The 26,606-nt window shown below is 61.5% G+C and carries 23 protein-coding genes; 16 read left to right on the top strand and 7 right to left on the bottom strand.

Features of this window, described 5'->3' with window-relative positions:
• Window positions 1-50: 50 nt before the first annotated feature.
• The 5 genes from AC5Y6Y_RS08405 (at window position 51) to AC5Y6Y_RS08385 (ending at window position 5,899) form a co-directional block, all read left to right on the top strand.
• Window positions 51-620: a hypothetical protein gene (locus tag AC5Y6Y_RS08405; RefSeq protein WP_473139116.1), complete on the top strand. Its 570-nt coding sequence runs from the start codon at window positions 51-53 to the stop codon at window positions 618-620.
• A gap of 216 nt (window positions 621-836) precedes the next feature.
• Window positions 837-2,252: a serine/threonine-protein kinase gene (locus AC5Y6Y_RS08400; protein WP_473139115.1), complete on the top strand. Its 1,416-nt coding sequence runs from the start codon at window positions 837-839 to the stop codon at window positions 2,250-2,252.
• A 404-nt stretch (window positions 2,253-2,656) separates the two neighbouring features.
• Window positions 2,657-4,384, top strand: coding sequence for a serine/threonine-protein kinase PknH/PknJ (locus AC5Y6Y_RS08395; RefSeq protein WP_473139114.1), 1,728 nt, complete (start codon window positions 2,657-2,659; stop codon window positions 4,382-4,384).
• Window positions 4,385-4,604: 220 nt separating this feature from the next.
• A complete protein-coding gene (locus AC5Y6Y_RS08390) occupies window positions 4,605-5,201 on the top strand; it encodes a recombinase family protein (RefSeq protein WP_473139113.1) in 597 nt (198 codons plus the stop codon).
• Window positions 5,202-5,338: 137 nt separating this feature from the next.
• Window positions 5,339-5,899, top strand: a complete 561-nt coding sequence (locus AC5Y6Y_RS08385) for a hypothetical protein (RefSeq protein ID WP_473139112.1) — start codon at window positions 5,339-5,341, stop codon at window positions 5,897-5,899.
• Window positions 5,900-6,512: 613 nt separating this feature from the next.
• Here the strand turns inward: AC5Y6Y_RS08385 and AC5Y6Y_RS08380 are convergent.
• Entirely contained in the window at window positions 6,513-6,725 is a 213-nt protein-coding gene (locus AC5Y6Y_RS08380; RefSeq protein ID WP_473139278.1) for a CDGP domain-containing protein, read from the bottom strand.
• A gap of 444 nt (window positions 6,726-7,169) precedes the next feature.
• On the opposite strand from AC5Y6Y_RS08380, the gene AC5Y6Y_RS08375 reads away from it, so the two are divergent.
• From AC5Y6Y_RS08375 to AC5Y6Y_RS08345, 7 genes are all read left to right on the top strand, one after another.
• Window positions 7,170-8,618, top strand: coding sequence for a serine/threonine-protein kinase (locus AC5Y6Y_RS08375; protein ID WP_473139111.1), 1,449 nt, complete (start codon window positions 7,170-7,172; stop codon window positions 8,616-8,618).
• A gap of 650 nt (window positions 8,619-9,268) precedes the next feature.
• On the top strand, window positions 9,269-9,583 hold the full coding sequence (locus tag AC5Y6Y_RS08370) for a hypothetical protein (RefSeq protein WP_473139110.1): 315 nt from the start codon (window positions 9,269-9,271) through the stop codon (window positions 9,581-9,583).
• 153 nt (window positions 9,584-9,736) lie between these two features.
• On the top strand, window positions 9,737-10,651 hold the full coding sequence (locus AC5Y6Y_RS08365) for a PASTA domain-containing protein (protein ID WP_473139109.1): 915 nt from the start codon (window positions 9,737-9,739) through the stop codon (window positions 10,649-10,651).
• 484 nt (window positions 10,652-11,135) lie between these two features.
• Window positions 11,136-12,245, top strand: coding sequence for an IS110 family RNA-guided transposase (locus tag AC5Y6Y_RS08360; protein ID WP_473139108.1), 1,110 nt, complete (start codon window positions 11,136-11,138; stop codon window positions 12,243-12,245).
• Window positions 12,246-12,928: 683 nt separating this feature from the next.
• The gene (locus AC5Y6Y_RS08355; RefSeq protein ID WP_473139107.1) at window positions 12,929-13,060 is read left to right on the top strand and encodes a hypothetical protein; all 132 of its coding nucleotides are present in this window, start codon (window positions 12,929-12,931) and stop codon (window positions 13,058-13,060) included.
• A gap of 351 nt (window positions 13,061-13,411) precedes the next feature.
• Window positions 13,412-15,085, top strand: coding sequence for an HsdM family class I SAM-dependent methyltransferase (locus tag AC5Y6Y_RS08350; protein ID WP_473139106.1), 1,674 nt, complete (start codon window positions 13,412-13,414; stop codon window positions 15,083-15,085).
• Window positions 15,069-15,812: a hypothetical protein gene (locus AC5Y6Y_RS08345; protein ID WP_473139105.1), complete on the top strand. Its 744-nt coding sequence runs from the start codon at window positions 15,069-15,071 to the stop codon at window positions 15,810-15,812. The genes AC5Y6Y_RS08350 and AC5Y6Y_RS08345 overlap by 17 nt, the downstream gene beginning before the upstream one ends.
• 428 nt (window positions 15,813-16,240) lie before the next feature.
• On the opposite strand, the gene AC5Y6Y_RS08340 is transcribed toward AC5Y6Y_RS08345, so the two are convergent.
• The 4 genes from AC5Y6Y_RS08340 to AC5Y6Y_RS08325 all read right to left on the bottom strand — a co-directional run bounded on the left by AC5Y6Y_RS08340 (window position 16,241) and on the right by AC5Y6Y_RS08325 (window position 20,138).
• Window positions 16,241-16,822: a hypothetical protein gene (locus tag AC5Y6Y_RS08340; RefSeq protein ID WP_499929619.1), complete on the bottom strand. Its 582-nt coding sequence runs from the start codon at window positions 16,820-16,822 to the stop codon at window positions 16,241-16,243.
• A gap of 103 nt (window positions 16,823-16,925) precedes the next feature.
• Window positions 16,926-17,756, bottom strand: a complete 831-nt coding sequence (locus tag AC5Y6Y_RS08335; RefSeq protein ID WP_473139103.1) for a DUF4062 domain-containing protein — start codon at window positions 17,754-17,756, stop codon at window positions 16,926-16,928.
• Window positions 17,757-18,630: 874 nt separating this feature from the next.
• Window positions 18,631-19,500 carry a bestrophin family protein gene (locus AC5Y6Y_RS08330; protein WP_463827654.1) on the bottom strand — a complete coding sequence of 290 codons (870 nt, stop codon included), beginning with the start codon at window positions 19,498-19,500 and terminating at the stop codon, window positions 18,631-18,633.
• Between the two features lie 263 nt (window positions 19,501-19,763).
• On the bottom strand, window positions 19,764-20,138 hold the full coding sequence (locus tag AC5Y6Y_RS08325; protein ID WP_463827655.1) for an FKBP-type peptidyl-prolyl cis-trans isomerase: 375 nt from the start codon (window positions 20,136-20,138) through the stop codon (window positions 19,764-19,766).
• A 362-nt stretch (window positions 20,139-20,500) separates the two neighbouring features.
• On the opposite strand from AC5Y6Y_RS08325, the gene AC5Y6Y_RS08320 reads away from it, so the two are divergent.
• Window positions 20,501-21,292 (top strand): DNA polymerase beta superfamily protein, encoded by a 792-nt coding sequence (locus tag AC5Y6Y_RS08320; RefSeq protein WP_463827656.1) that lies wholly within the window; start codon window positions 20,501-20,503, stop codon window positions 21,290-21,292.
• 25 nt (window positions 21,293-21,317) lie between these two features.
• Here AC5Y6Y_RS08320 and AC5Y6Y_RS08315 read toward each other — a convergent pair whose 3' ends face one another.
• A complete protein-coding gene (locus AC5Y6Y_RS08315) occupies window positions 21,318-22,013 on the bottom strand; it encodes an Ntn hydrolase family protein (RefSeq protein WP_463827657.1) in 696 nt (231 codons plus the stop codon).
• Between the two features lie 326 nt (window positions 22,014-22,339).
• On the opposite strand from AC5Y6Y_RS08315, the gene AC5Y6Y_RS08310 reads away from it, so the two are divergent.
• Both AC5Y6Y_RS08310 and AC5Y6Y_RS08305 read left to right on the top strand, forming a co-directional pair.
• Window positions 22,340-24,265 (top strand): M13 family metallopeptidase, encoded by a 1,926-nt coding sequence (locus AC5Y6Y_RS08310; protein ID WP_473139102.1) that lies wholly within the window; start codon window positions 22,340-22,342, stop codon window positions 24,263-24,265.
• A gap of 94 nt (window positions 24,266-24,359) precedes the next feature.
• On the top strand, window positions 24,360-24,857 hold the full coding sequence (locus tag AC5Y6Y_RS08305; RefSeq protein WP_463827659.1) for a CHAP domain-containing protein: 498 nt from the start codon (window positions 24,360-24,362) through the stop codon (window positions 24,855-24,857).
• Window positions 24,858-24,900: 43 nt separating this feature from the next.
• On the opposite strand, the gene AC5Y6Y_RS08300 is transcribed toward AC5Y6Y_RS08305, so the two are convergent.
• Window positions 24,901-25,110, bottom strand: coding sequence for a hypothetical protein (locus tag AC5Y6Y_RS08300; protein WP_463827660.1), 210 nt, complete (start codon window positions 25,108-25,110; stop codon window positions 24,901-24,903).
• A 139-nt stretch (window positions 25,111-25,249) separates the two neighbouring features.
• Between AC5Y6Y_RS08300 and lipY the strand changes: the two genes are divergently transcribed.
• Window positions 25,250-26,593, top strand: a complete 1,344-nt coding sequence (lipY, locus tag AC5Y6Y_RS08295) for a triacylglycerol lipase LipY (protein ID WP_473139277.1) — start codon at window positions 25,250-25,252, stop codon at window positions 26,591-26,593.
• The last annotated feature ends 13 nt before the right edge of the window (window positions 26,594-26,606 follow it).

Here is a 26,606-nt window from a genome sequence, read left to right as displayed (position 1 = left end):
ACTGCAGTGTTGCTCTGCCGACCGATCATTCCAACCGTTAGGTTGGCCCGATGGATGTGTCAACGCTCGCCTCACTCCTTGCTGCGCTGGGCACTGGTGGCGCAATCGGGCAGTATGTCGGAGCGGCCGGAGCACGCCGTGAGATACGCAGTGCGTTCCTAAGAGCCATCGCAATCGTCGAGGAAGCACGTTTTTCCAGGGCCCCGAATGGAGAGGACTTCCCGGCATTTGTTACCGCCATTCGTGACCTGGAAACGGCTGGGCTACTTGCCCGCATCCCCAGACGTGCAGTGCAACATTACGTAGTTCTCGCTCGCGCCGCCCGCTATTCGAGTGGCGACGCGGTCGAGTTCGACCCTGTTGATCAGGAGTTCTGGGGCAGCATTGCCCCTTCTTTCGACACCCTCCTCCGCGACACCGCTGAAATCCTCACGCGGCTGGCCTGGAATCCCTGGAAGTCGCAACTGACACTCGACCGCCAGTTGAAGAAGCTACGCAATCGCGCCTTGAGGCTCGACAATCGCTCGATCAAGCATCACCTTGCTCTAGCCCAGAAGTACTACTACGTACTCCGTGGCCCGCTCGGACAGCTTCCGGGTATCGACGAGTCCGCCGACTAGGCAACACCTTTCGGCACGGCTTCTTGGAACGTGGCAGATGCAACCACAACACCTATACCCGCCGGAACGTACGGCGGTATGGGTTGTTCTTCCGACCATTCCGCAAGCGGCCCATTGATCGCCTTTACAATGACGCCTGCAATGCGCCACTGATTCGTCTCAGAATGGCGGAACACTAGCGGCCCGCCCGAGAATCCTGGATTCACTATGGCATCGATGTTGCGGACCGGTGAGACTTTCGCCGGATACCGGATTCTGCGGGTGCTTGGCTCCGGGGGCATGGGCGAGGTTTACCTGGTCCGGCATCCCAACCTGCCCCGCCATGATGCCCTCAAGATTCTTCGCGCCGAGGTGTCCAGCGACACGTCGTTCCGGGATCGGTTCATCCGCGAAGCGGACTTGGCCGCAGTTCTACGCCATCCCCACATCGTCGGAATACACGACCGAGGCGACCACGAGGGCCAGTTGTGGATCGCGATGGACTACATCGACGGCACCGACGCGGCTCAGCTGATACAACGGCGATACCCGGCAGGCATGCCTGCCGAACTTGCTCTTCGCATCGTTGCCGCTGTCGCCAGCGCGCTGGATTATGCACACAAGAAGGGCCTGTTGCACCGAGACGTCAAGCCCGCCAATATCATGATCGCTGAGTTCGACAGCGATGATGAACAGGTTTATCTCGCCGACTTCGGTATTGCCCGCCCATTGGATGACACCAGCGGCATCACGACTACCGACATGACCGTGGGCACTGTCGCCTACGCCGCGCCCGAACAACTGATGGGTCAGCACCTGGACGGGCGAACTGATCAGTACGCGCTCGCCGCCACCGCCTACCACCTGCTTTCTGGCGTGCAGTTGTTCCCACACTCCAATCCAGTCCTCGTGATCAGCCGTCATCTCAACACGACCCCGCCCAATTTGGGCGAGCGTCGCCCAGATTGTGCATTCCTGGACGAGGTGCTTCAGATAGCGCTGGCCAAAAGCCCGCAGGACCGGTTCCCGTCGTGTTCGGCGTTCGCGGCGGCCCTAGTGGATGAGTCCCGTGCTGGACAGGGAGCAGCGTCTACAAACGCTACGACCTACGCGGCACCGAAATTACACAATTGGGCCGCCTCGTCGACGGCAGCGTCTGCCAAACCCGCAAGAGCGTCGCGGCGGGCATGGGTTGGCTTGGGAAGTGTCGTCGCAATCATGCTGTTGATCGGCGTTGTGACCTTGACTTGGCGTCCTTGGGAACCGGCTCGGCAGCAGGCTCGGCAGCAGCCGTCTACGCCGTCGGCCAGCCCGACCACGGCGCTGATGTCGTTGACCGGCAAGTGGTCTGGGTCCGTTTCCGGCGCCCAATCGGGTTTCGATGTGGTCGCCGACATCGTTGACGACGCACAGCTATCGGGCACGGTGAGCTACCCGCAGCTCTACTGTGGCGGGATATGGACTCAGTACGGCTCCGCAGGCGACGGAGTGCGGTTAATTACCGAAACGATCACGCAGGGCAGCTGCGTAAACTCGGACGTCACTCTCACCCCGCAGAATGATGGCACGCTCTCCTTCACGTCCACGTACTACGCGGCGTCTAGACAACTTGACATCACCATATACGCGACTATGCGCCGCTCGGCCCGATGATTGGCGGGGACATTGATGTTGGGGGCGTTCAACCGGGGCGTCCGAGCCGTCGAAATGCCGCCACTCGCTAAAGGACGCGGCAGCCTTACGAGCACGGCCATACCCGAGTTCAGCACCGCCATCGCCGCCTGCGGGACGTCCCCGACGACCCGGTCTACGAACCGCTCGCCCGGGCAAACAGATGACTACCGCCGCAAAGCGAGCTGCGCGTGCGATCAAATCGCCGTCAGGCCCCGCAGAGTTGTGGCGGTCTCGAAGAGACGACACACGAGTGCATCGAAGGTCATTCGCATAATTCCGGAATGAGCAATTGATTGCACCGTGATGTACAGAGTTGGCCGCTGGCGGACGATCAACACGCAATTCCTCTTTCGGCAGCTCGATCATCCGTTTATCTTGAGGCAGTGGAGGGGACGCCGTTCGGGCACTACCGCTTGATTGAGTTATTCGGTCGCGGCGGGATGGGTCAGGTGTGGCGGGCCCACGACACCGAGGCCGATCGGATCGTGGCCATCAAGGTGTTGCCCGCACACCTATCGGAGGACAAAGAGTTCCAGAAGCGGTTCCGGCGCGAAGCCCATGCGGCAGCACGCTTGAACAGCCCCCACGTCATTCCCATCCACCGCTACGGGGAGATTGACGGTCGCCTATACCTCGACATGCGACTAATCGATGGCCGCGACCTGGCCACCGTGCTGGCCAACGGACCGTTGGACCCGACCCGGGCTGTAAACATCGTAGGCCAGGTAGCCAAGGCGTTGCGTGCCGCCCATGAGGTGGGTCTGCTGCACCGCGACATCAAACCTTCCAACATCCTGCTCGATCGCGACGACTTCGCGTACCTGATTGACTTCGGGATCGCACGCATGCAGGACGAGACGCGAATGACCAAGTCCGGCAGCGTCATCGGTACCTATCTATACATCGCACCCGAACGATTAACCCTTGGGGCCGACGAAGACGCCCGCGCCGACATCTACTCGCTAGCCTGCGTGCTCTACGAATGCCTAACTGGCAGCCCACCGTTTCCGGGCGAGACCATGTCCCAACTCGTCGGGGCACACCTGTACGCCTCGGCACCGCGACCTTCGATGAGCCAACCGCAGGTGCCCCTTGCAGTCGATGACGTCATAGCGCGCGGCATGGCCAAACACCCCGACGATCGGTACGCCACAACGGTGGAGTTGGCCGATGCCGCTCGCGACGCGATCACGCAGCACGTTCCCCTACCGGTGCCCGCCCCACCATCGGATCTTCCGGGGCAAGCGGAGTCCAATCCGGGCGACGCCAGCGCGGGTCCGCCGCCCCCCACGACCACAAGCCCCGACGAGCGCCTGGCCCCGACGCCTACCGTCGCAGCGATTTCCAAACCCTTGGATCCTGTTGCGAAAGCGGGAGACCGGGAGCCGGTGGTGTCGCCACGAGCCCCGAGGCGACGGATCATCGCCGGTAGTGGAGTTGCGGCAGCCATAGTGGCGATCGTGGTCGTGGCGGCGCTCATCGGCCTGGATCGGGGTTCGACGGCGACACCCGCCGCGCGCATAACATCAACAACGCCTAGGCCGATGGTGGGCCCCGACCGCATGGACTCGATCTTGCTCAGCGCAATGGAAGTGGCAACGGTAATGGGCGTTTCTGACATGCCAAAGGTCGGGGCAATCGCTCATGTCCCTTTCGACCCGCCGGATGAGGTGTCCAATTCGGACTGTCTGGGAACGGTCTTCATCGGCGAGAAGCCAGTGTATGCGGGCAGCGGATACACCGCGATGAGCCTTCAGGTGCTTGCAGACTCGGAAACCGTAAGCCGCTTTGTCCAGCAGGGCGTGGTGCACTTTCCATCGGCTGAAAAGGCTCTGAGCTTCATCAAGAACTCGGCGACCAAATGGCGGACGTGTGCTGGGCAAACGGTGACCTGGACAAGCGGCGGCGGTCAATTCCGATGGGCCATCGGCGATCTCGCCGGAGACGCTTCGACAATTGCACAGCCGAAAACGCTAACAGGCGATGGAAGCATCTGCCAGCGCGTCCTCAGCGCAGTATCGAATCTGGTCATCGATGTCAACGCCTGCGGCCCTCGGCTCAGTGACCAAGCCCGTCAGATCGCCAGCAAGATCGCAGCCCAAGCTGGCTGACTATCGCCATCTCTGGACGCCTGACCACTGGTCGGTGACCGTCAGACCGTACTCGGAAGTGACATCGGCGCGTCACGACCTCCAATTCTTGGGTGTCTAGAATATGACCACATATGAGACACCGATAGCACCGTGCCTTACGTAAGCATTCGCCCAGGTCGGGCAATCTCAATAGTCCGTCTCAGAAATAGATGTCGCGAAAATTGCGTTCTAATGATTGGTGAGACACGAACGCGAACTTCAAGCAGCCAGGCAGCTCGCTGGCACGAGAATTGGCTACACCCGCGTGAGCACTGTCGCCCAGACCCTTGATCAGCAGAACGCCGTACTTGAGGCAGCAGGCGTTACGAAAACTTTCTCGGACGTGATGTCCGGTGCCCGCGATGACCGACCGGGACTCACTGCCTTAATGGATTACGTCCGTTCCGGCGACACTGTTGTTGTATGGAAGCTGGATCGACTGGGGCGCAACACACTTCATATCTTGGAGACGGTCAAAGCACTCACTGCGCGTGGCGTCACGCTAGTGTCGACTTCTGACGGGATCGATTCCTCAACACCGGCTGGGCGAATGATGATCGGGGTACTTGGCTCGCTCGCTGAGTACGAGCGGGAGCTGACGAAAGAACGAACCGCCCTCAAACGAGCGGCATCTCGCGCCAACGGCACTAAATTTGGCCGTCCGCGAAAGGTGGACGACGCGGAGCATATTGCCACTGCCATGCGCATGAAGTCCGATGGGCATACGGCCAGGGCTATTGCCAAGTATCTCGGTGTCAGCCGCGCGACTCTCTATCGGTACCTCGCCACGGCTTGACCATCGGTGTCGGCCACCCATTTCTCGACCGACCCGCACTGTGCGTCAGCGCCCATACCGTCGTTACCAGCAGACGCGACTACCCGAGATAGAGGTCGACAAACGAAGACTTAAGCCGCACAACAGAGGAGAATGAGATGAACCATTCAAGACAAGCTGGCACCGATTTACCGAAGGGGCACAACGTGAATGACGGCGCGGCGCTATGGGGAGGCCCCCCTGCGGCAGAGATCGAAGTGGGTCTGCAGCGCCTGATAGCTCGGTTATACAGCGAGATGCGCTGCCATCCCACGGTCGCTGAACTCGACGAGCAAGTCTATGCTGCCCAGCCCGCACCTGAGATCGTTGAGGCAATAGCTGACGCTGCCAGAGTTTTTCACGAGGACGTAGGGCGCGAACCCTCGGCTTTCGAATTGCAGGCGGGGTTGGTGCTTGCTGATACGCGGGCGGCACTCATTACCTACCTGGAACTGGAAATCCAAGTAGGCGATCGGGTTATGTGGGCCGAAACCGATGACAACGGACAGCGCCTGCATCAAAATATTGATGGCCGCGACGACATCATTGTCCCCGTCTTTGGCACCGTAATCGCCCAACCTGACGGGTGGCGCGGCGACAACGTCATCAGCCGCGACGATGGGCGCACCGTGGTCGTTGGGCGCAAGTGGCTAGTCAGCCAAACGGATTCGGCTGTCTGATAGACGCGAGACCACTAAACGCTGCGTCGATCGCGGCATTCGATCGTATTGCGGGCCAATTAGTGCAGCGACAAAATGAGCAACGGCCCGCAGGTGCAGCATTCTTGTCACCGTCGACACACCTGATCGAAGGAGTTTGGCCGCCTTCGCTAGACAGGGCCCGACAGCTTCGGGCCGACGCTTTTCTTGATCATCGCTCAGCAGTTACCTCGGGGGTGCTTACCTCGCAGGTATTTACCCGCGAAGCGACCGGAGCCTCAACGAGGAGGCATCGCCTGCCCGGAGATCGATTCAGCTGGCTACGCGGAAAGGGGTAGCGTTTGATCCCGTCGGACCAAACGAAGTCGTCCGGTGGTTACGTAGGCCAGTACTCCGGTGACGTAGTCGGCGCTCGGTTCGGGGGTCATCGGGAGCCCACCAGCACGGCAATGAGTACCTCCCGTTGCTCGGAGGTGAGGCCCGCCATGCTGGCGCCGCGCGGCCCCGCACTGGCCTCCTCAGGACGGATGGTCATGCCGTCTTTCTCGAAACCGAACGGGCGTCGGGTGCCCTGAAACTTGCCAGTCGAGCCCGACCTGGTGCTTGGCCGTCATGATGCGCTCGAATATGTGCTTCAGCTGTTGCCAGTAGCTGTTAATCGATGTGATGAGTCGGCTGCCCCAGCGGTGTCGGCGGAAACTGATCTACTCCGGGCACGACGAAAGCAGTTTTGCACGGGCGGCACGTTACCTTGGCCATTGGCGAACAGGCAGCGCTTCCACGATCCGTCTGGGCGGATCGGGCCGTCGCAGTACGTGGCGAATACCTGAGTTTCACAACCGGGCATAGGGTCACCCGGGTAAGCATCGGCCATAGGGCTGGCTGCCAACGCAATACCGGCAGCGGCGGCTACAGCCGCGCAAGACAGAGCAGCATTAAATTTCAGAAATTATCCTCCCATGTGCTGCGTGGTTTACCTTATAGACGCGGTGACAACCTGCGTTTCGCAGTGCCGTGCGTCCGGCGAAGCGTCACGTAGGACACGTGGCCTACAGATTGCTCCCGGACACATCAATAACCCATGACATCGTCGCGTCTTGGTTGCAGCGAAGAATTTGAGCGGATACTGCAAAAAGCTCGTTGTGCCCGGCACCGACCGGTTGAACCACATTAGGCGGATCCGGAGGTGCCCAGGCCTGCCTCTCGACACCGCGAACGCGCGAAGGTCCAGTGCAGTCGATCAGTCCCAGAATCCGCCCGCTTGGTCGCCGGTTGTTCGTATGATCCCCGTATGCCGCTAACCGAGGGCCAGATTTTTGCGGATTACCGGATTGTCCGCCTGCTCGGTTCAGGCGGGATGGGTGAGGTTTATTTAGCCGAACATCCCAGACTTCCTCGCCGGAATGCACTCAAGGTGCTCCCAGTCGAAATATCCGGTGATATGGACTACCGCGCCCGGTTCAACCGCGAGGCCGATCTCGCCTCCAAGCTGTGGCATCCGCACATCGTCAGTGTCCACGACCGAGGCGAGCACAACGGGCAGTTATGGCTCGCGATGGACTACGTCGATGGTCTCGACGCAGCTCGTCTTCTCACCAGCAAGTTCCCCGCAGGAATGCCAGTCGATCGAGTCGTGCAGATCGTCACCGCTGTCGCCAGCGCGCTCGACAATGCCCATAGGCGGGGACTGCTGCACCGGGATATAAAGCCTGCCAACATAATGCTGACTGACGCCACTGAGGACGAGCAGCGAATCCTGTTGACCGACTTCGGCATTGCACGCGACATAGACGACATCAGTGGCCTGACAGCCACCAACATGACGGTCGGCACGGTCGCCTACTCGGCCCCTGAACAACTGATGGGGGACGAGGTCGACGGTCGGGCCGATCAATACGCGCTTGCCGCGACCGCGTACCACCTACTGACTGGATCCCATCTCTTTCCGCACTCCAATCAGGCGGTTGTGATCAGCCGCCATCTGAACTCACCGCCACCATCCATGGCAAGTATCAGAACCGACCTAGGCCGCCTCGACGATGCGTTAGCAAAGGCTCTCGCCAAGGAGCCCGCCGACCGATACCCCACGTGTACCGCATTCGCGCGAGCGCTTGCGGGTGACACGATCCCCCACCAAGCGACGGCGCCATCGGCGGAACACACACACCCGTCACCAGTAACGCTTCCGTCGTCTTCACCGGCGGCGCGTCGCCCACCGACCCGGTTCCTGGTCGCGTCCGCCGTAGTGATGCTGATTCTTGTTGCTGCTGGTCTGGTGTTGTGGCAGCCAGGGTCATCCCGGGACGACGCGGCGAGCACAGCGGCAACATCGGCCACCGCACCGACCACCGCCGCGACCACGACCCTTTTGACGCCGATATCGTCACCTCCACCTCCACCTCCGCTGTCAACCACGACCAGCTCGCCGCCAGAACCGACGACGACGCTGCCGAGATATCCGGCGGCCGGTGTCCTCGGCGATTGGTGTTCGACCCCCGACGCAATCGGCACAGGCCCAGGAGGGGTCCTTTACTACTGTGCGCGCGTCCAGTATTCCGACGCTCACAAGTGGTCACTTACGCCAGGCGTCATCCCAACTACACTTGCAAAGCCCAATATCCCGCCCGGCAGCATCTGCATGGTTCCGGGAAGCACGGTAGAGAACTCGGCTGGTCAAACATTGTCGTGCGACCCAGCGATAACCGGCGGATGGACCTGGCAGTTCGGCGGGCCCAACTAGCGACTCGTAGTCGCGGAACTCCAATCAAGTCTTCCCCCAAGAAGGCCCCGGGCCCTCCATGGAAATGTCACGAAACTGCTGGTCGGGGCCTAATCCGTATTGCGCCAGCAGAAAGCGTTTGGCCTCCACTGCAATCTGGGTGGCCGATAGGTTAGGCGTGGCCCGGACCGTTGAGTCGATTCCTGATGAGGACGCACCCCTGGTCGTGGTAGGGCTTTCCGTCGACTCGCAACCGCTTGTCAGCAGTGCGGCGCTACAAGCGAGTGCCGCCGCTCGCCGCTGCTCGATTGATATCCATGGCTACCCATGTTCCTTAACGGCACCGATGCGGTGCGCCATAGCCCGTTCAGACCCGCCGTTGCCGAAGATAGCAACTCTTATTGCCGCAAAGGAGCCTAGGTGCGTGCTCGACGTTTGCAAGATTGTCGACCGACGCCCGCCCATGGGTTTGCCCGACGAGCCAGGTGGCGTCGCTTCCCACCAGGCCCACCCTGCACGCCGCACATCGACATGGCGGAGCCCGGAGATCTAGCAACCGATGCATTAGCCAGACGAACGGCGATTCGGACCAGTCTATTGGCCCCGGGGGAGCCACCAGTGGTTGCTGAAAATGACTGGATATCAACGGTTATGGCCAATATTCTCACTGAATGGTGGTGTCAGACACTCATGTGGAGTCGGGCAAGATCGTAGGTGACGTTCGAGTAGCGCCCGACGGCGACCTGACGGTCGCCGGGATGGTCACAGGCACGGTCACAGTGCAATCGGGCGGACACGCGCAGATCAGCGGCATGGTTGGCGGGCTGGTGGTTGAGCCAGGTGGCAGGGCAGAACTCCACGGCATGTGCACTGGCAACGTCACAAACCACATCGGGGGCGAATTATTTATCGAAGGTAGCGTGCACGGTTCGTTGGCCGGACGATCGAACACCTACGTCGCGCCTGGTGCCTATATCGGACGATAGGTGGCGTACCCCCCAAGTAATTGGCTCACGCGGCGCGTTCGCGCGCAAGCGTCGTCTGCGTATGGCTTCCCCTTCGAGAAGGATGAGCGGTCACCAAGCATCAACTCAGAGAATTTGGTGTCCCGTACCCGCAATAGCAGTACGGTGCTTCCCATGCGGCTGGGGATCGGCGGTAGCGTATTCGGCATTAGGGGCGGCATCTCGACTCGGGGGATCGGGGTAGGGCTTGGCCCACTATCGGCGGGCACTTCCTGGCGAGGCTCACGCGGAGGTAGCGGCAGCATTGGACTCCTCGCATGGATACTCGGCGGTGCGCTTATTTTCTTCGCCGCCGCCTGGCCGTACCTACTAGGCACATTCCTCGCCGTCCGCAGTGGTGCCGAAAACCCATCAACCGCCCGATTCGTGACCGGCTGGTGTTTGGAAGTCATTTACGTCGCTGGCTTGCTGGCATGGTTTCTAATTGCTCGCGAGCGAAAGGCTCACCAAGCGGTTCTGGAAGATCAGCGGATGACGTCGTTGATTGCCTCAGGCGTTGTCTACGAAGCCCAACACGGACGTTCGGCGGTATACCGACACGGCACATGCGCGGTAAACCACAAGACATTTGACACTGCGACCAACTGCCGCAAGTCTGCGCCGCCCTCGAATCCCTTTCCCAACGGTCCTCCCGTGATACCACCCCCATCCAACAGATCCGCTGCCCTTTTTGCTGGCGTCCTGCTGGGCGTCGGGCTCGTGGCGGGGCTGGTGATTCTCCTGGTCGATCCGATCCACAAAATTCCTTCCCCCGCAGAACAAGCAAGGGCGAAACCCTGCTCTGCGTCCACCTCGATTGACGGAACGCGCAGCGCTACCACCATGCCGGATTTCATCGGTCAAAACGCCGAAGCAGTTGAAACCCGGCTCAAAGGAATGGGTCTAAACAATGTGACGCTTTCCTCGGCCAACCCCAAGTACAAATCGGTTTGGGTGGCATCAAATTGGACAGTATTCAGTACCGATCCAGCCCCGGGCTGCTCAATCAATAGCTCCACTAGTCTTATCGTCTACGTCACGAAAGGCTAATCAAGCCCGCTTTCGGTGGCGGGGTCACGTCGTCACGCGGACTGTTAGTGACAGTCAATCCATTCAAGGTCCAACACTGTCGGAGGCTTAGGTCCACGCACCGCCGTCAGCTGCTCGGCGGCTACCCGAAGTAACGCAGCTTCGCCGCACGATGGTTTGGAGAGGCGGTCAGATGTGCCGCGAACGGCACCACGTGATGTACTTAACGACGGCCTTTGATGGCCGGTAATCCCCGGTAATTTAGTGCGTATTTTGCCGGTAACCGGCAAAATATCGGTAATGACCTGTATCTTATTGCCTGCCCTGAATAAAAGGAATAGCATCAAAACCGCCTCACCGATATCTGACTGTATTTGGCGGTGCTTGCGAATGGCTAACGAAATCCGTGTCGGTCGTGTTGGGGTATTTTGGCGACACCGTGCGCCAGAAGAGGGTAGCGGCACACCTGGTGCGCTGACCAACGGCTGCTGTGCCACCACCAGGGTTGACTTCTGGCCATCATGTCATCGCCAGGTGTCCGTTACACCGCTCCCGATCGCGATCGATAAAGCTCGTGGCTGACTTTGTCATCGGTGTCGACGCGCACAAGCGCAACCACACCTTCGTCGCCGTCGATCACGTGGGCCGCAAGCTCGCCACCAAAACCGTCGACGCCACCGCAGCTGGACATCAGGCGGCCATCCGCTGGGGACGTGCCACCTGTTCCCCCGGCAGCCGTCTGTGGGGAGTCAAGGATCTGCGCGGCTTGACAAGGTGGCTGGAAACCGAGCTGCTCAACGCCGACGAGGCAGTGGTCCGCGTTCCGTCTAATCTAACGGCCCGCCAACGCGCCTCAGCACGCTCGGCGGGCAAATCAGACGCCATCGACGCGCTGGCGGTCGCGCGTGCTGCCCTTCGCGAACCCGACCTTCCGATAGCACGACACGATGACTACTCCCGCAACACCAAACTGCTCGTCGACCGGCGCGACGACCTCGTGACGATGAGGGTGGGCCTGTTCAATCGCGTACTCGCGCGCCTGCACGAAATCGACCCGGAACTACCACCTGCCCAACTCGTGCTGCGCTACACCAAGCACCGGCAATCCGCGCTAGCCCGTCTCAAAGCCGAGGAGGGTGTGCTTGCTGAGGTAGCCCGCGATGAACTGCTCCAAGCGTCAGCGCTCAGCGACGCTATCCGCATCATCGACAAGCGAATCAAGAAAATCGTTAAGACCGGTGCACCCGCGTTGTACAGCATCGACGGATGCGGACCTCTCATGGCCGCCAAGATCATCGGAGAGACAGCTGACATCACCCGCTTCGCGACCGAAGCCAAATACGCCCGGTACGTCGGCATGGCCCCCCTGCCCCACCACTCAGGCGGCAAGTCGGTACATGTCCGCGCCACCAAAGCGGGTAACCGGCAACTCAACCGCGCGCTGCACACCATCGCCATGGTCCATATCCGCCGAGGCGGGCACGGCGAGCAGTACTATCGCAAACGCCGCGACGAAGGAGATAACCACCGGCAGGCTATCCGGTGTTTGAAACGGTACGTGTGCCGCGCGGTCTACCACGCCCTTGCCGCCGATACCAAGGCCCGCGCGGGATAGCACAACGTCTTCGAGTCAGAACTGAGTAGGGGCCGACAACGCATCGCAAGCCGCGCGGCCCGAAACACCGAGCTTTGCTCAGGCGCTTGACAAGTCGTGTTCGTCGAGCCAAATCCCCCGGCGTCGAAACGCTGCCGGAGTTGCGAGCCGAGCATATCTGCGCCCCGACGGCAAATCTGACACCCACCACTCCTCATCGAGAAAGCGGCAGGGCTTGCCCGTCCAGGGTGGCGCGGGTACCTCCGCCTGCGCCGCAATGTATTCCACCGCAGCCGCGAGCAGAGCATCAAATTTGCGGTCACCTACTAGCGGTGGCTCGTCGGCAATTAAGTCCACCGCAACCTCGCCCACCTCACCTGCGCCTCGAATCAGCTCCCACACGGTGCGTAGCCGGTAACCGTCGTCACTGGGGTGGCGCAGCATTGCGCACGCAATCTCCACCGCACTGCAGTAGTTGTCAATCTCGACCGACGGATCCTCCCAAATACATGACCGTTTAGGCACTTGCAATGCTAGCCACCCTCGACAGGCGGTGGAAAGAACCGACGCTTGGCGCAATCCCAGGCGTATGCCCGCGACGGGCATTGCGATTTGGGGTGGGGCATCGTCTAAAGGCGATAGTCTTGGTCCAAGGGGTGTTGAGTTGCCAGACGTGACGATCCGGGGGTCTATCGGCTGCCGCCGTGGCACGTATCGACGCAGAGGCTGCACGTCTGGGACTCTCTCGTAGTGAACATTTGCGGCACATAGTCGCAGGAAGCGATCACAGCCCAGATCAACCTCGCGCTGCAGGGTGGAAGACCTCCGACGTATAGCGGTGACCGCGAAAGATCTCACTGACCCGCAGGTAATGGACTCCGCGTGGCGATAACCACCCGCTGATCTGAGACGACCTTCCGTCATCTCCCACGCAACCGCATCCGATAAGCCCTGGCCGCGCCGAATCTCCGCCTTCCGGTTGCAAGTCAGGCGCAACTAGTCACCGGTGACTACCAGCGACCCCTGATAGCGCATCGATTGCGGCCCGCCTCGTCGTATCCTAGGAACTGCTGAAAGTTGGTAACCGCGTCGAGAATCGGGGTGCTGGCCTGACTCCGTTAACTTCCCCATGTTTGCCGGGGGTGTGCTCCCACGATTTGTCGGTCGGGCAAGGCAAGATTTCGTCCATGGTGCTGGGGGCAGAACGGGGCGATACGGCTGCCCTCCGAAAGGCTCGCGGCGCGTTCTTTACACCCGAGGCCGTCGCCCGATACATCACTGATTGGGCCGTTCGCAGCACGTCAGATCGCATCCTTGAACCGTCATGCGGTGAGGCCTCCTTCCTGCTGGCGGCCGTCGACCGGCTAGCGGCGCTTCGCAGTCCCAACGACGGCGAGCAGTTCGCCGCCCTCGATGGGGTTGAGCTTCATGACGCCTCCGCTCGCGCCGCACGCAAACTGTTGCGAAACGCGGGGGTCGATGCGCGGGTGGTGGTCAGCGACTTCTTCTGCGTCGAGCCGACCGGTTCCTATCACGTTGTGATTGGCAATCCGCCCTACATTCGGTACCAGGATTTCTCTGGTGTAGCGAGGGCGCGTTCACGGAAGGCGGCGCTGCGCGCGGGTGTGGGACTGACCAATCTCGCTTCGAGTTGGGCGGCGTTTGCCGTGCATTCGGCGTTGTTTCTGCGGCCTGGCGGGCGCATGGGGCTGGTCTTGCCCGCTGAATTGCTGAGCGTCAACTACGCCGCCGAGGTGCGTCGGTTCCTGATGGCGTCGTTCGCCCGGGTCGATCTGGTGCTCTTCACCGAGCGGGTGTTTCCAGACGCACAAGAGGACGTGCTGTTGCTGCTGGCCGATGGCTACTTAGACGGCCCGACGGACCACGCCTCCATTTACCAAGCACGAAACGCCGCCGAGCTGGCCACGATCGCTGCAGGGCGCACCTGGACACCGGCCCGGCCCGAGGAGAAGTGGACACCCTCGCTGCTGTCCGCCGACGCGCTCGACGCCTACACCAGGCTGCTTGCCAGCGGCGGTTTCACCGTGCTTGAAACCTGGGGCGACACGACACTGGGCGTGGTTACCGGCAACAACAAGTATTTCGGGCTGTCGCCTGCTCGCGTAGCCGACCTCGGGCTTGAACAAACCGACATACTGCGGCTCTCTCCGCCGGGCAGCCGCCACCTCCGTGGGCTGGCGTTCGGCACCGGCGCCCTCAATGAGCTTGGGCGCAACGGCTCAGCGACGTGGTTGTTCCGCCCACCGGGTGAGCCGTCTCGGTCGGCGTGGGCCTACATCGCGGCAGGGGAGGCGGCGGGCGTCCATACCGCCTACAAGTGCCGCGTGCGCAGGCCGTGGTGGCGCGTGCCGAACCTCGCCCCGGCCGACCTGTTCCTCACCTATATGAATGCCGACACTCCCCGACTGTCGACCAATACCGCCAAGGCCGCACACCTGAACTCGGTGCATGGCGTCTATCTCGGCCCACAGGTGCGCAAGCTCGGCAAGGCGCTGCTTCCCCTTGCCTCGCTGACCTCGATGACCCTCGTAGGGGCTGAGACCGTGGGCCGTGCCTACGGCGGTGGGATGCTCAAGCTTGAGCCGCGTGAAGCCGACAGGTTGCCGGTACCTTCGGCGGCGCTGGTCGAGGCTGCAGCCGACAGCCTCGCGAACATCCGCCCGCAGGTGGCTGGCCTGTTGCGGGGTGGCAGGCTAATCGAGGCCTCGAAGCTCGTCGACGACGTATTGTTGGTCGGCGAACTGGGTATAGCCCGCGCCCAGGTGCGCGTATTGCGCGATGCGCACGCCGAACTCACTGCCCGACGATTCGCGAGAGGCCGCCGTGGCGCGCATCGATGACCTGGTCATTGGCGCGATCAAGGCGGCGGGTCCGAAGCCTCCTGACGATGCGCCGCAAGCGCAAAAGAATCCCTGGGGCAACAAGATCAGCAACACGCTGGCGCTCGCAATCGCCCAGGAACTGCGGGCGCGTGGCATGGAGGGAGCCCGCCCTGGCGAGCCGGGGGAGGTTGGTCTGTCAGGCGCTGAGCGGCGGCTCGCAGGCGGCCTGGGAGCAAAGAAAGTCGACGTTACTTGGGCCACCGAGGAGTCAGGTCTGATGTTGGCCTGCTCGGTCAAGACGATCATGTTCCGCGACGTCGTCAACGGGCACTTCCAGAAGAACCTGACCAACCGGCGCGGTGATCTTCTCTTCGAATCGACCACCCTGCACCGCCGATTCCCATTTGCGGTCGTGGCAGGGTTCTTCTTCTTCGACATCGGCGCCGCGAGCGACCATACGCCGCGCCGTAACAGCACTTTCGACAACGTCTTTCCCCGTTTCCGGCTTTTCACTGGCAGGGCCGATCCGGCCGATCGCGACGAGCAGTTCGAACGGCTTTACGTCCTGCTGGTCGACTCCAATCTCTTTGCGCCGTCCGTGATCTGTCATGAGGTCAACAGTCCCGAGGCGCCGGTCGCCCTTGAAGGCGTATTTGATGACCTCATCGAACTGACCGCAGAACGGAATTTCGACATGTACGAGGCGACCAGCGACCGCACGATCAGGAAAGCGCGCAGCAAGTAGGCGCTGCGGCATGACCGATCCCACCGACCTGTCCGGTCTCATCATCTGGGTTGCCGTTCGCCGTGCTGCCCAGCCCTACCGCCGACGCGCCTGGTCGGCGCGTGTACGTCGTTATACGGCTTAGCGACCAACCCACCCACACTCGTCGACGTCTCACTTGCCGGTCACTTCAGGGGCAAAGATTCCACGGTGCCGATCGCCGAGTTGCAGGCGCTGCAGTGCCAGGCACCCGAATCGTCTTCATTGTGGAGGCGAGCCTCGGAAAATGGTAGGCGCTGGCCGCGTGAGCGGCTCGATGAGTACCCCCGGTTCGGTGCGGGCGAGCCGGTCGGCAACTCGGGCGGGCGGCGCATCGCGACCAAGTACCCCTGCAGACAAAGCTCCTAGCGGCAACCTTTACCTGCACGCCGCGATGTTGGTTGCCCCGGCTAGCGGGGCCAAGGGTACCAGTCTGTCTGCGCACTCTTCTGCTTGAGAACTTCACTTGCCTTCTGGATGAGGAACCCGCGCACTATCGCCATGCGCTGGATGCTATCCGCGAACTGGGATTCGGCGACGTACCAGAAGGTCCGTCGGAGTTCGTTTGATGCCTGCGCCACGTCCTTGGGACTGGCATCAGTATTTGCCTCTTTGTATGCGTCCAACTGGTTTTCATACGTGATGTTTGCGGCAACGAACTCCTCAGCCAGTGCTTCGATGCCCCTACATGCCTCGTCTAGACGTCGCGCCAATTCTGTCAGGCCGACCTCACCAAGGAGGTTAATAGTTTCGGCGGCGGGCCCGATCTTACTAATTGCTGCGAAAATAGCGTTTCGGTCAATACTTTGACGCTCTTTCACACCGTGCTCATAGAGCCCTTCGACCTCGAGTGATGCCGTGACTGCTTCGGAACATAATTTCAGCAGGGTGTCCCGTCGCCATTTGTCGACTTCTCGCCCATCTGCGGCGGCAATAGCCAACCGGTTGGTGCGGTTATTGACCAGAACGCCGAAGAATGCGACAGTCGCCACGACCATGCCCGTCCCGACCGGCAGCCATGGTATCCACCAGCCAGACGCTGCCGTAGCTGGCAGAAGTTCGAAGTGCGCAGAAAACATGTTTGAGATGCTCTAATCAAAAGGTCAAGGTCATGGTCTCTTCTTGCATTCCACCGTTCTCCAACCAGCGAATACGAATCACAACTTTGTCGGCACCCCAGGCAAGTGTGATCGGAAAGGCGGCTTCGGCCAGAGGTGGAAGGTCAAACGGCTCGCCGTCGTAGAAGAGTCTAAAGGGTCCTTTCTCAAGGACTTCCATCGTGAGTTGCTCTGCTTTTATCGTCTGACTTTTGTTTTCAAGGACCACTCGCTTGCGGCTTTCGTCGTAGTGCAGGCGCGGCATCGCGTGCTCGGCCGCCTTCGGAGTCACCTCAGGTAATCGTGTTGACGGACGGTTCGGTAGGTTCATCGCGTCAATATCGCGCTCGATAGCGGTGCGGACCTGATACGCGAGATCTTGAGGATCCGCGTACTCACCGAGAAGTCCTCGCTGACCTAGGTCTTTCTGAAACCGCTGAAGGCGGGCAACCTGCTTAAGGTCAGCATTGCGCGGCAGCGGCTCGCTCGAAAACCAGACGTGAACGAACTTGTTCTGCGCGATTGCCCTGTCGATTTCTTCAGCGGTTCCCGACACAGCATTGGTTGTTGCTTGTCCGAGTCGACTGTCGAATAGCGCGACGACGATGTCTGACGAATCGACAAGTTGCTCGTTGATACTTCCCTGAGCGCCACGTGAATCCATCACTGGGATGGCATCCGATTTCCAGTGCTGTGGTAACACAAACACGCCGTCACGTTCACCCCGCGACGAGTTCAGTCCATAGATCGCGTTCTTAACTGCCTCGACCTCTTCAGCGGTATCTCCCGGTGCGGAAATCAGAACCTTTATCGTTGTCGAATCGAACACCTAACCTCCCGCACAGTCGGCGCGGCCGCAACCTATCTTTCCGCGATTGCCACGATATCGACGCAGGCTGCCACTCGGTAGACCGTTGCAGCAATATTCCAAGAGCCAGCAGGATAGCGGCCCTATTCCTCGATAGCCCTGGCTGGGTTCTGAGGATGTCGAATACACGCCGCCAAGGCTGCGCCTCGGCGAGCTGACCGTGTCGTGCCGGAAGTCGTCGGGCGTCGACAGGGAGTGCAACAGCCTTTTGGTCGCTGGTTCCTCGCCCTCTGTCCAGACCGATTCGGAATACATCTCCAACCGACGAGTCAGATGCCAGCGCCCGATGCAAGTCGGTCGTCGATCCTGGACGCAATGTCCAAGGCCCGAACTTGGTGGGGACCAGTTCATTGCGAAAGGCGATGAATTATGTCCACTCCACCTTGTCATCGGCCCGAACTATCTATTGCTGACCCGCCATTGACGCCGTCAAGACCCGAATGCGAAACCGCAGGTAACGAGCGGGACTGAACCGGAGCCGAATCGAGTGAACCGCAGGTGGGCACGTGTTTTTCCTGGTAGGGCATCGGTTTCGATTCCCGGCAGCTCCACCGATTTAATGTGCAATTCTGTAGCCGCTTCAAGCTATGGCGATCGGCTCGTCAACGATTCCGGGGGCCGTCTGTTCTCGAACGCCCCGCATACCGCGACCTTCGCGGTGCCGTCCTCATAGATGGTCGGCAGTCATCGCTGTCCTTCAAGGAACGCGGCCAAGCCGGAGGATTTGGAGCGCTGCTATCGATGGAATTGATGAGCGCGACGAAAACACCCTGGCCGATCATGGCCGATCATGCCAACGAAAGCCGTTAAAGCCCCTCGGGCAGGGCATCGCGAGTCAGCTCGCAATGCCCGCTAGGGCGTAGATGTCTTTTTGGATCGTCTCGCAGATGTCCTCGAGGGGGAGGTCGTTCGCGTCATATCCGAAGGGGTCTTCGATCTCGACGCCGATTTCCTCGATGCCGAAGAATGTATAAGTAATGATCAGGACGTCGATAATGGTCGTCCAGCCGAAGGTCTCGACCATGGCGAAGGGGAGGGTGAAGCAATAGAGCACAAGCGCGCGGCGTAGGTGAACGGCGTAGGCGAAGGGCATAGGCGTCTTGCGAATTCGTTCGCAGCTGCCGAGGTAGTCGATTAGCAGCTGAATGTTCTGGTCCAGCGTCGTCAGCATGATGTCAGAGATGAGGTCGCGCTCGCCCGCCTCCCGGAGGCAATCAGTCATGTTGCCGGCGACAGCGAGGGCGGGATGTTGGGCGTTGATCGCCTGCTGCGCCTCAGCAGGTGGAAGTTCGGTGATGTGCGGCCCGAGGCCTTCGGTGCCGCGCAGGCGGTGCATGACCGCCCAGGGAAAGGCGGCTGTCCATCGGGTGAGCCGGGCGACCAGCGCCGGATCGCCCTTAACGTATGCGGTCGTGCTTCGCACCAGGTTTCGTGATTCGTTGACGATCCCTCCCCATAGTCTGCGTCCCTCCCAAAAACGGTCGTAGCTAGAGCTGGTACGGAACACCAGCAGCAGACCGAGGGCGAGGCCCATCAGGGTGTGCAGCTGGATCGGCATGCCGACCGGAAAGACATAATTATGAAAGGCAACAACCGCCGCCGACCAAGCCACGCATAGGGAGACCCGACCGATGATCTCCCGCACCAGCGAGCCGCGGATATCGAAAAAGTGGCTCAGCCATTTGTGCGGATCGTAGTCAATCATAGATTTCTTCCGCCTAAATGGGATGAATGGTTAGTAGGCGCCGGCGCGGGGTCTTTGTGAGGGCTGCTGTGGCAACGGTTCTGGCACGCTCAGACTGCGGAGCACGCTCCCGCTCGCACCGTCGCCGGATCGTGCCAGATTTGGATGCTTGGCGCAACAACCTTGCAATTGACGACTGAGCAGCGCCCGGTGGCGGTGGAAGAGCTCCGTCAAAATCCACCTTGTCCCCGGCGCCGTCCAACGCTAACTGGCCTTGCTCGTGGCTACCTGACCTGGAGCAGGTCGACCACGAAGATCAACGACTCGCCGGGCTTGATGACGCCACCGGCGCCACGCTCGCCGTAGGCGAGGTGGGCGGGAATGACCAGTTGCCGGCGACCGCCCACCTTCATGCCCTGCACGCCCTGGTCCCAGCCCTGGATGACCTGGCCGACGCCGAGTTGGAATGTCAACGGGTCGCCGCGGTTATAGGAAGCGTCGAACTCTTCGCCGGTGGAGTGTGCGACGCCGACGTAGTGCACGACCACCGTGTTACCGAAGGTAGCCTCCGCGCCGTCGCCCTCGACGACGTCGGTGATGACCAGGTCGGTGGGCGGCTCCCCGCCGGGGTAATCGATCTCGGGCTTCTTTGCAGTCATGTCCACCACATTGGCAGATGGTCACCGGCGGTCTTGCCGACGGGTGGTAGGTCTGGGACCAAGTCCTTGGCCTGGTTGCTTGGCTCAGAATGTTAAGGCGACCGGTTCGCTTTCGGCTGCTCCACTGATCTTCGCGCCGGCGGGACTAGCACCGTCGTCGCTGGCACCGCGCTCAGGTCTATCGACGTTGATCCCCGCCAACTGCTGCCGTCAGCAGCGACTGCGCATTTGGGGGTAATCTCGCGCCAATTCAAATCGTTTGGCGCAGGACCATTCACTGTTTAGCATCTCAACTCGACAGTGGGTCAGGGTCGATTCCCTGCAGATTCACCATTCGAGAATCGACGATTAGAGCGGGTGCAATGACGATTGACGGCGTCTACAAGAACCGCCACGCAACCAACTGGCACCGCGACATCGCGGAAGCCAACACCGTGCTCTGCACTCAGGTCGGCTCCGGGCTGCACGGTGTCACCATCGCGGGTACCGACGACCGCGACGAAATGGGCATCTGCATCGAACCGCCGGAGTGCGTCATCGGCCTGCGCCAGTTCGAGCAGTACCAATACCGCACCCAGCCCGAAGGCGTCCGATCCGGCGCCGGGGACCTCGATCTGGTCATCTACAGCCTGCGCAAGTGGGCGAGGCTCGCAGCGGCCGGCAACCCCACCGTGTTGCTCCTGCTGTTCGCTCCGGAGAGCGAAATCGTCAAGATCGAGGAACCTGGGCGCGATCTGCGTCAGCACCCCGAGCTGTTCCTGTCGCGCGACTGCGGCCGTCGTTTCGTCGGCTACCTCGACGCTCAGCGAGAACAGATGCTCGGGCTGCGGTCCAAGCACACCAATCGTCCCGAACTCATCGAGGTGTTCGGCTTCGACACAAAATTCGCCTATCACGCTGTGCGACTTGGCATTCAGGGCCTTGAGCTGCTCACCACCGGGCGCATCACGTTGCCGATGCCGGAACCGTCGCGCAGCTGGCTGTATGACTTGCGCATCGGCAAGGTCGACAAGCAGACCGTCCTCGACACGATTGACAACGTGCGCAACGAGCTCGTCGCGCATACGGACAGCTCGGATCTGCCGGATCACTGCGACTACGACAAATTGAACCGGTGGTTGGTCGACTCCCACAACCGTTGGTGGCAGCGATGATTGGATCCGCGGCCGGATCCCGCGCTCAGTCGAAGAGTTGATCGAGCGCTTTGCGTTCGAGTTCCACCCAGCGTTCGATCCGAGCACGGACCTTGTTCACCTCGTCCGGGCTCAGATGCTCGGCACCGTCGGGGGTGATGCGGCACATATCCATCGGGCCCCCGACGCTCGACGACGAAGCGTCCAGCGCGTCGAGCACTCGTAGCGCGGCAACCAGCCCGTGGTCCACGTCGCGCTCGGTCATGCGGAAGTGTGCCAGCAGGGCGTGCGCCTGCTGCGCCATAGCCGCGCCACTGCCGATGGCTTGGAAGCCGGTCTCTTCGTGGTGTCCGATCAGACCGTTGGGGTCCACGTCGATGATGAACGGGACGTCACCGGCGTACCCCGCGGCGAGGACGTACGTGGCAGGTGTTCCTGCGGGCTGCTGTGCCGGCACATGCTCGATGTAGTTCTCGTAGTGGTATTTGAGTACCGGCAGTACCCGGGCCTGCAGCGCATGGCCGATGTCTCTTGCCTCCACCACCGACTCGGCCTCGGATTTGAAGATCTGCTCGAGGTCGTACAGCACGGCGCGGGAGCCGCTGCCACCCCACGCTGCATGTTTGCCCAAGGGATGCAGTTTCTGTGCGGGATAGGTCAGACCGCGACCACCGTCGGTGATCTGCGAATCGGAGGCCATCACAATGCCGTCGGCGCAGCGGAGCGCGATAACGACGGTCACGGCAGAATCCTTGTGGAAAGCATCTGCCGATCGTCTCACGGAGGGTATGCGGGGCGCGCCGAACATTTGTGGGCTGCTCGATTTCGTGTAGATGCAACAGCCTCGCTCCGATCGCGGTAGCGCTGCCACGCACGACCGGATCGGCTCCGGCCCGCGCGCACGGCTAAGCTGCCCTTTGGCCCGGCGACTGGAGGTCTGCAGTGCGAGGATTCGTTCGTGCGGTGGCAGTGTCATTGGCTGTTGGCGTGGTGCTTGTCGGGTGTAGCCATTCGACCGAACAGCAAGCCAAGCCCAAAGTCGGCCCGTGGGGCGTCAACCTGTCCGACATGGACCGTTCCGTGCGGCCCGGCAACGACTTCTTCTCATACGCCGTGGGTACGTGGGCGAAGAACGCCAAGATTCCCGCCGACAAGGTGTGCGCGGGCGTCAATCTCGATGTGCAGAATCAACTCAACGCGGACCTGAGGGCGATTGTCGAGGGCGCCGGCGCCAAGCACGCACCCGCCGGCGATATCTCGCAGCAGATCGGCGACCTGTTCGCGTCCTATATGGACGAGGCATTGCTGAACCGCAAAGGCGTCGAACCGGTGCGGCCCTTCCTGGCGTCCATCGAAGCCGTCAACGACCGGCCGGCCCTCGGCGCGGTGCTCGTCTCGTTCAACGGCAAGACGCGGGTCAGTGACCCCTTCCCGGTCTCGGTGGAGATCGACCCCAACAACCCCACGCGCTATGTGCCCATCATCTGGCAGGGCGGCCTTTCGCTCGGCGAACGCAGCTACTACGTGGACACCGACGCCGAATCAGTCGACCTGCGCAACAAGTTCGTCGCCCACGCCGCCCGGATGCTCGGCCTGGCCGGGTACACCGACGGCCAACAGCAGGCCGAACAACTTCTCGCCCTCGAGACCAAGCTGGCAGAGGTGCAGGTGCCGCGCGAGGACGAGCGGGATGTGGTCAAGACCAACAACATGATGCCGCGCGCTGAGGTCGAGCAACTCGGGCAGGGCGCGCCGCTGCATGATCTGTTCGACGCGCTGCAGCTGCCGGCGGTGACCGACTTCCAGGTCGGTATGCCGGACGTATTACGAAAGACCGCAGGGCTTTTCGCGACTGAGCCGCTGGACTCGTGGAAGTCCTACCTGCGTTACCAGGTCCTCAACGCTTACAGTGGTGACCTTTCGACGCCATTCGCCGATGAGCTGTTCGACTTCTACGGCCGAACCCTGTCCGGCGCCAAGGACCGTGCACCGCGGGTCGAGCGCGGCGTCTCCCGAGTGAGTAAGGGGCTCGGCGACCCGGTCGGCGAACTCTATGTCAACGCGCATTTCAGCCAGCAGACACGAGACAAGGCGCGGGCGCTGGTGGAAAACCTGCGCACGGCATACGGCAAACGCATCGACGCGGCCACCTGGATGGCGCCGGAAACCAAGCGCGAAGCCCAGGCCAAACTCGCAGCGCTGGTCGCCAAGATCGGCTACCCCGACCAGTGGAAGTCCTACGCGACGGTCAAGATTGCGGCGGACAACCTCGTCGGCAACGGCGACGCACTGTCGGTCTGGTCCTGGAACGACGACCGCAGCAAGTTGGGCAAGCCGATCGATCGCGGCGAATGGAGCATGACGCCGCAGACCAATAACGCCTACTACTCGCCGCGGCTCAACGACATCGTCTTTCCCGCGGCGATCCTGCAGCCGCCGAACTACGACCCGGCAGCCGATCCCGCCGTCAATTACGGTGCCATCGGCGCCACCATCGGTCACGAGATGAGCCACGCCTTCGACGACCAGGGCCGCAAGAGCGACGGCACCGGTATGCAGCGCGACTGGTGGACCCCGGCCGATGCCGACCGTTATACGGCCGAGTCCAACAAACTCGTCGCGCAGTTCAACGGATACGAGCCGCTGCCGGGCAACCACATCAACGGAGCGGTGACACTCGGCGAGAACACCGCCGACCTCGCCGGACTGCGCATCGCCTACGACGCGTACAAACTGTCCCTCGGCGGAAAAGAGGCGCCGGTCATCGACGGCTTCACCGGTGATCAGCGGTTCTTCCTCGCGTTCGCGGCGAGCTGGCGGGAGGTCTGCCGGCCCGAAACCGAACGCCACCGGTTGCTTTCAGATGTCCACAGCCCGGCCAAGTTCCGGGTCGACGGGATCGTCCGCAATATGGACGAATGGTATGCGGCGTTCGATGTCCAACCGGGCGACGCGTTGTACCTCAAGCCGGAAGACCGCGTCCGCGTCTGGTGATCGAGTCGTCCTGACGACGTCCGTGAAACGAATCGCGGCCGCCCAGCGATAACAGCAACGTAACGAGTTGTGCCTCGGCTGGGCGGGGAAGCGTATGAAGGCCAAGCGAATCGCGGCGGTCATCGCTGTGAGCAGCGCCCTGATGCTGGGATCCTCGCTGCCTACCGCGGTCAACGCCGACACGGTGACCATCCGGACGAAAGGCGCTACCACCAACCGCAACCCGCTCGGTGGCTACGAGGGCTACTGCACCTGGGGTGCCCAGGAACTGATACACGCTCACACCGGTTACTACGTCGCAGCACTCACCGGCAACGCGGAGATCTGGGCCAGCCAAGCTGGGGCGGCGGGTTGGACGGTGGTGAGCGAAGCGCAGCCCCGCTCAATCGCCGTTTACAGCAGTGCACTGGTCGGGGGAGTCGGTCACGTCGCCTGGGTCGATGTCGTCGACGCCGGCGAAATGGCAATCACTGAAATGAATTTCGGACCCGGTGCCAGCGCCGCGAACGGCTTCCGCACAGCGGGTTTCGGCGCGTTCGATTCGCGCACCGTGCGAGAAATCCCGGGCGTGAGTTACATTCTGATCCCCTGATGCGCAGGGAGTCCGCACCTGCGTGTCCAAAACCGTTGTGGCACTATGCCAATGCAGTACTCAAGAACGTCCCGGCCCCGTAGGTGGCCAACAGAGTGGACAGCGTGCCGAGTAGGGCGACCACGATGAACGGCGACAGGATCAGTGCGCCCAGCGGTATGAGGGTGACCAGGGCGTTGTCCTCAGCCGGGGCGATGCAGCTTACTCGTCGCTTTCCCGGGGAAGCCGCCTTTCCGAAGTCAAGTACGCGCAAATTGCCGCAAGCCGCTAGGCGCTTGCACCATTTGGGCATAAGCTCCGATTACTCGGCGATCGATTGACTGGGCAACCCGCGTTGCCCTGAGGCGGTGGGGAGCGACGCAGTGTCATCTGTTTTTTTATTGCCCGACGTCATGTTCACAGCGGCCGGCGACGCGGCGTCAATTGGCGCAACCGTCTCGACGGTGAACAAGGGCGTGGCCGATGCCACTACGGGGGTATTGGCCGCCGCCGAAGATGAGGTATCGGCGGCGATCGCCGCGCTGTTCTCTGCCCACGGCCAGGGTTATCAGGCGCTGAGCGCGCAAGCGGCGGCGTTCCACGAGGAATTCGTCCGGGCGCTGACCAGTGCCGGCGGCGCCTATGCCGCCGGTGAGGCGGCCAACGCTGCGTTGCTGGATGCCGTCCAGTTGGTGGAGCAGTTTCCCGCTGAGGTCGCCACCGGATTTGCCCGGGTGGGCAACGAAATCTTCACCTTCATCTTCGGCGCGCCGGCCGGGCCGCCCATCCCGGCAACGCAGACCGGCGGCTTCTCGGGCGCGCCGTCCTTGATAACCCGTTTCGAAGAAGCGTTGTTGTATCCGCTCAAACCGCTGCTCAGCGTGTCGGGGCTGGAGACCTACCTGGCAGCGCCGGGTAATCCGCTGTTGGCGTTGGTGGCCAGCGACATTCCACCGTTGTCGTGGTTCATCGGCAACTCTCCGCCGCCGTTCTTGAATTTGCTGCTGGGAGAAACGGTGTCGTACACCTCGACGCCGGAGGGGATGAGCGTCGTGCACATCACGCCGATGAATGCCACCGGTGAGCAGGTGATCGCCATTCACGGCGGTGCCTTCATCTTCCCGCCGTCATTTCTGCACTGGATTCACTACTCGGTAATGGCATATACGACCGGTGCGACTATTCAGGTGCCCATCTACCCGTTGCTGCAGGAGGGGGGTACCGCCGGCGTCGTGGTGCCTATGATGGCTGACTTCATCGCCTCGCAAACCGGGCTACACGGAACGCCCAATGTCAGCGTGATCGGTGACTCCGCAGGTGGCAATCTCGCTCTGGCTGCAGTTCAACAGATGGTCATTGACAATGCCACCCTGCCGTCGTCGATGGTGTTGCTGTCACCGTGGTTGGACCTGTCGATGACGAACCCGAATATTGCTTTCGTTCAGGATCCGCTGTTACCTGTCGGGCTTGCGCAGCAATTCGGCAAACAGTGGGCAGGTAGTCTTCAGCTGGATGATCCCTGGGTTAGTCCGTTGTATGGCGACCCCATCGGTCTCCCGCCAACGACGGTGTATACGGGCAATTTGGATATCCTCTCGCCGGATGCGATTCTGCTCAAGCAGTTAGCGGCCGACGCCGGGATCGCGAATATGAACTTTGTATTAGCTAACGGCCAAATCCACGACTGGCTGATCCTCACTCTGGACGGTCCGCAATACTGGTCGCAGATCAACCGAGAACTCGGTATCGCAGCTTGAGTGCAGGATCCGC

This window comes from Mycobacterium sp. NGS24, assembly GCF_059813065.1.
This window is presented reverse-complemented; position numbering and strand designations above follow the sequence as displayed.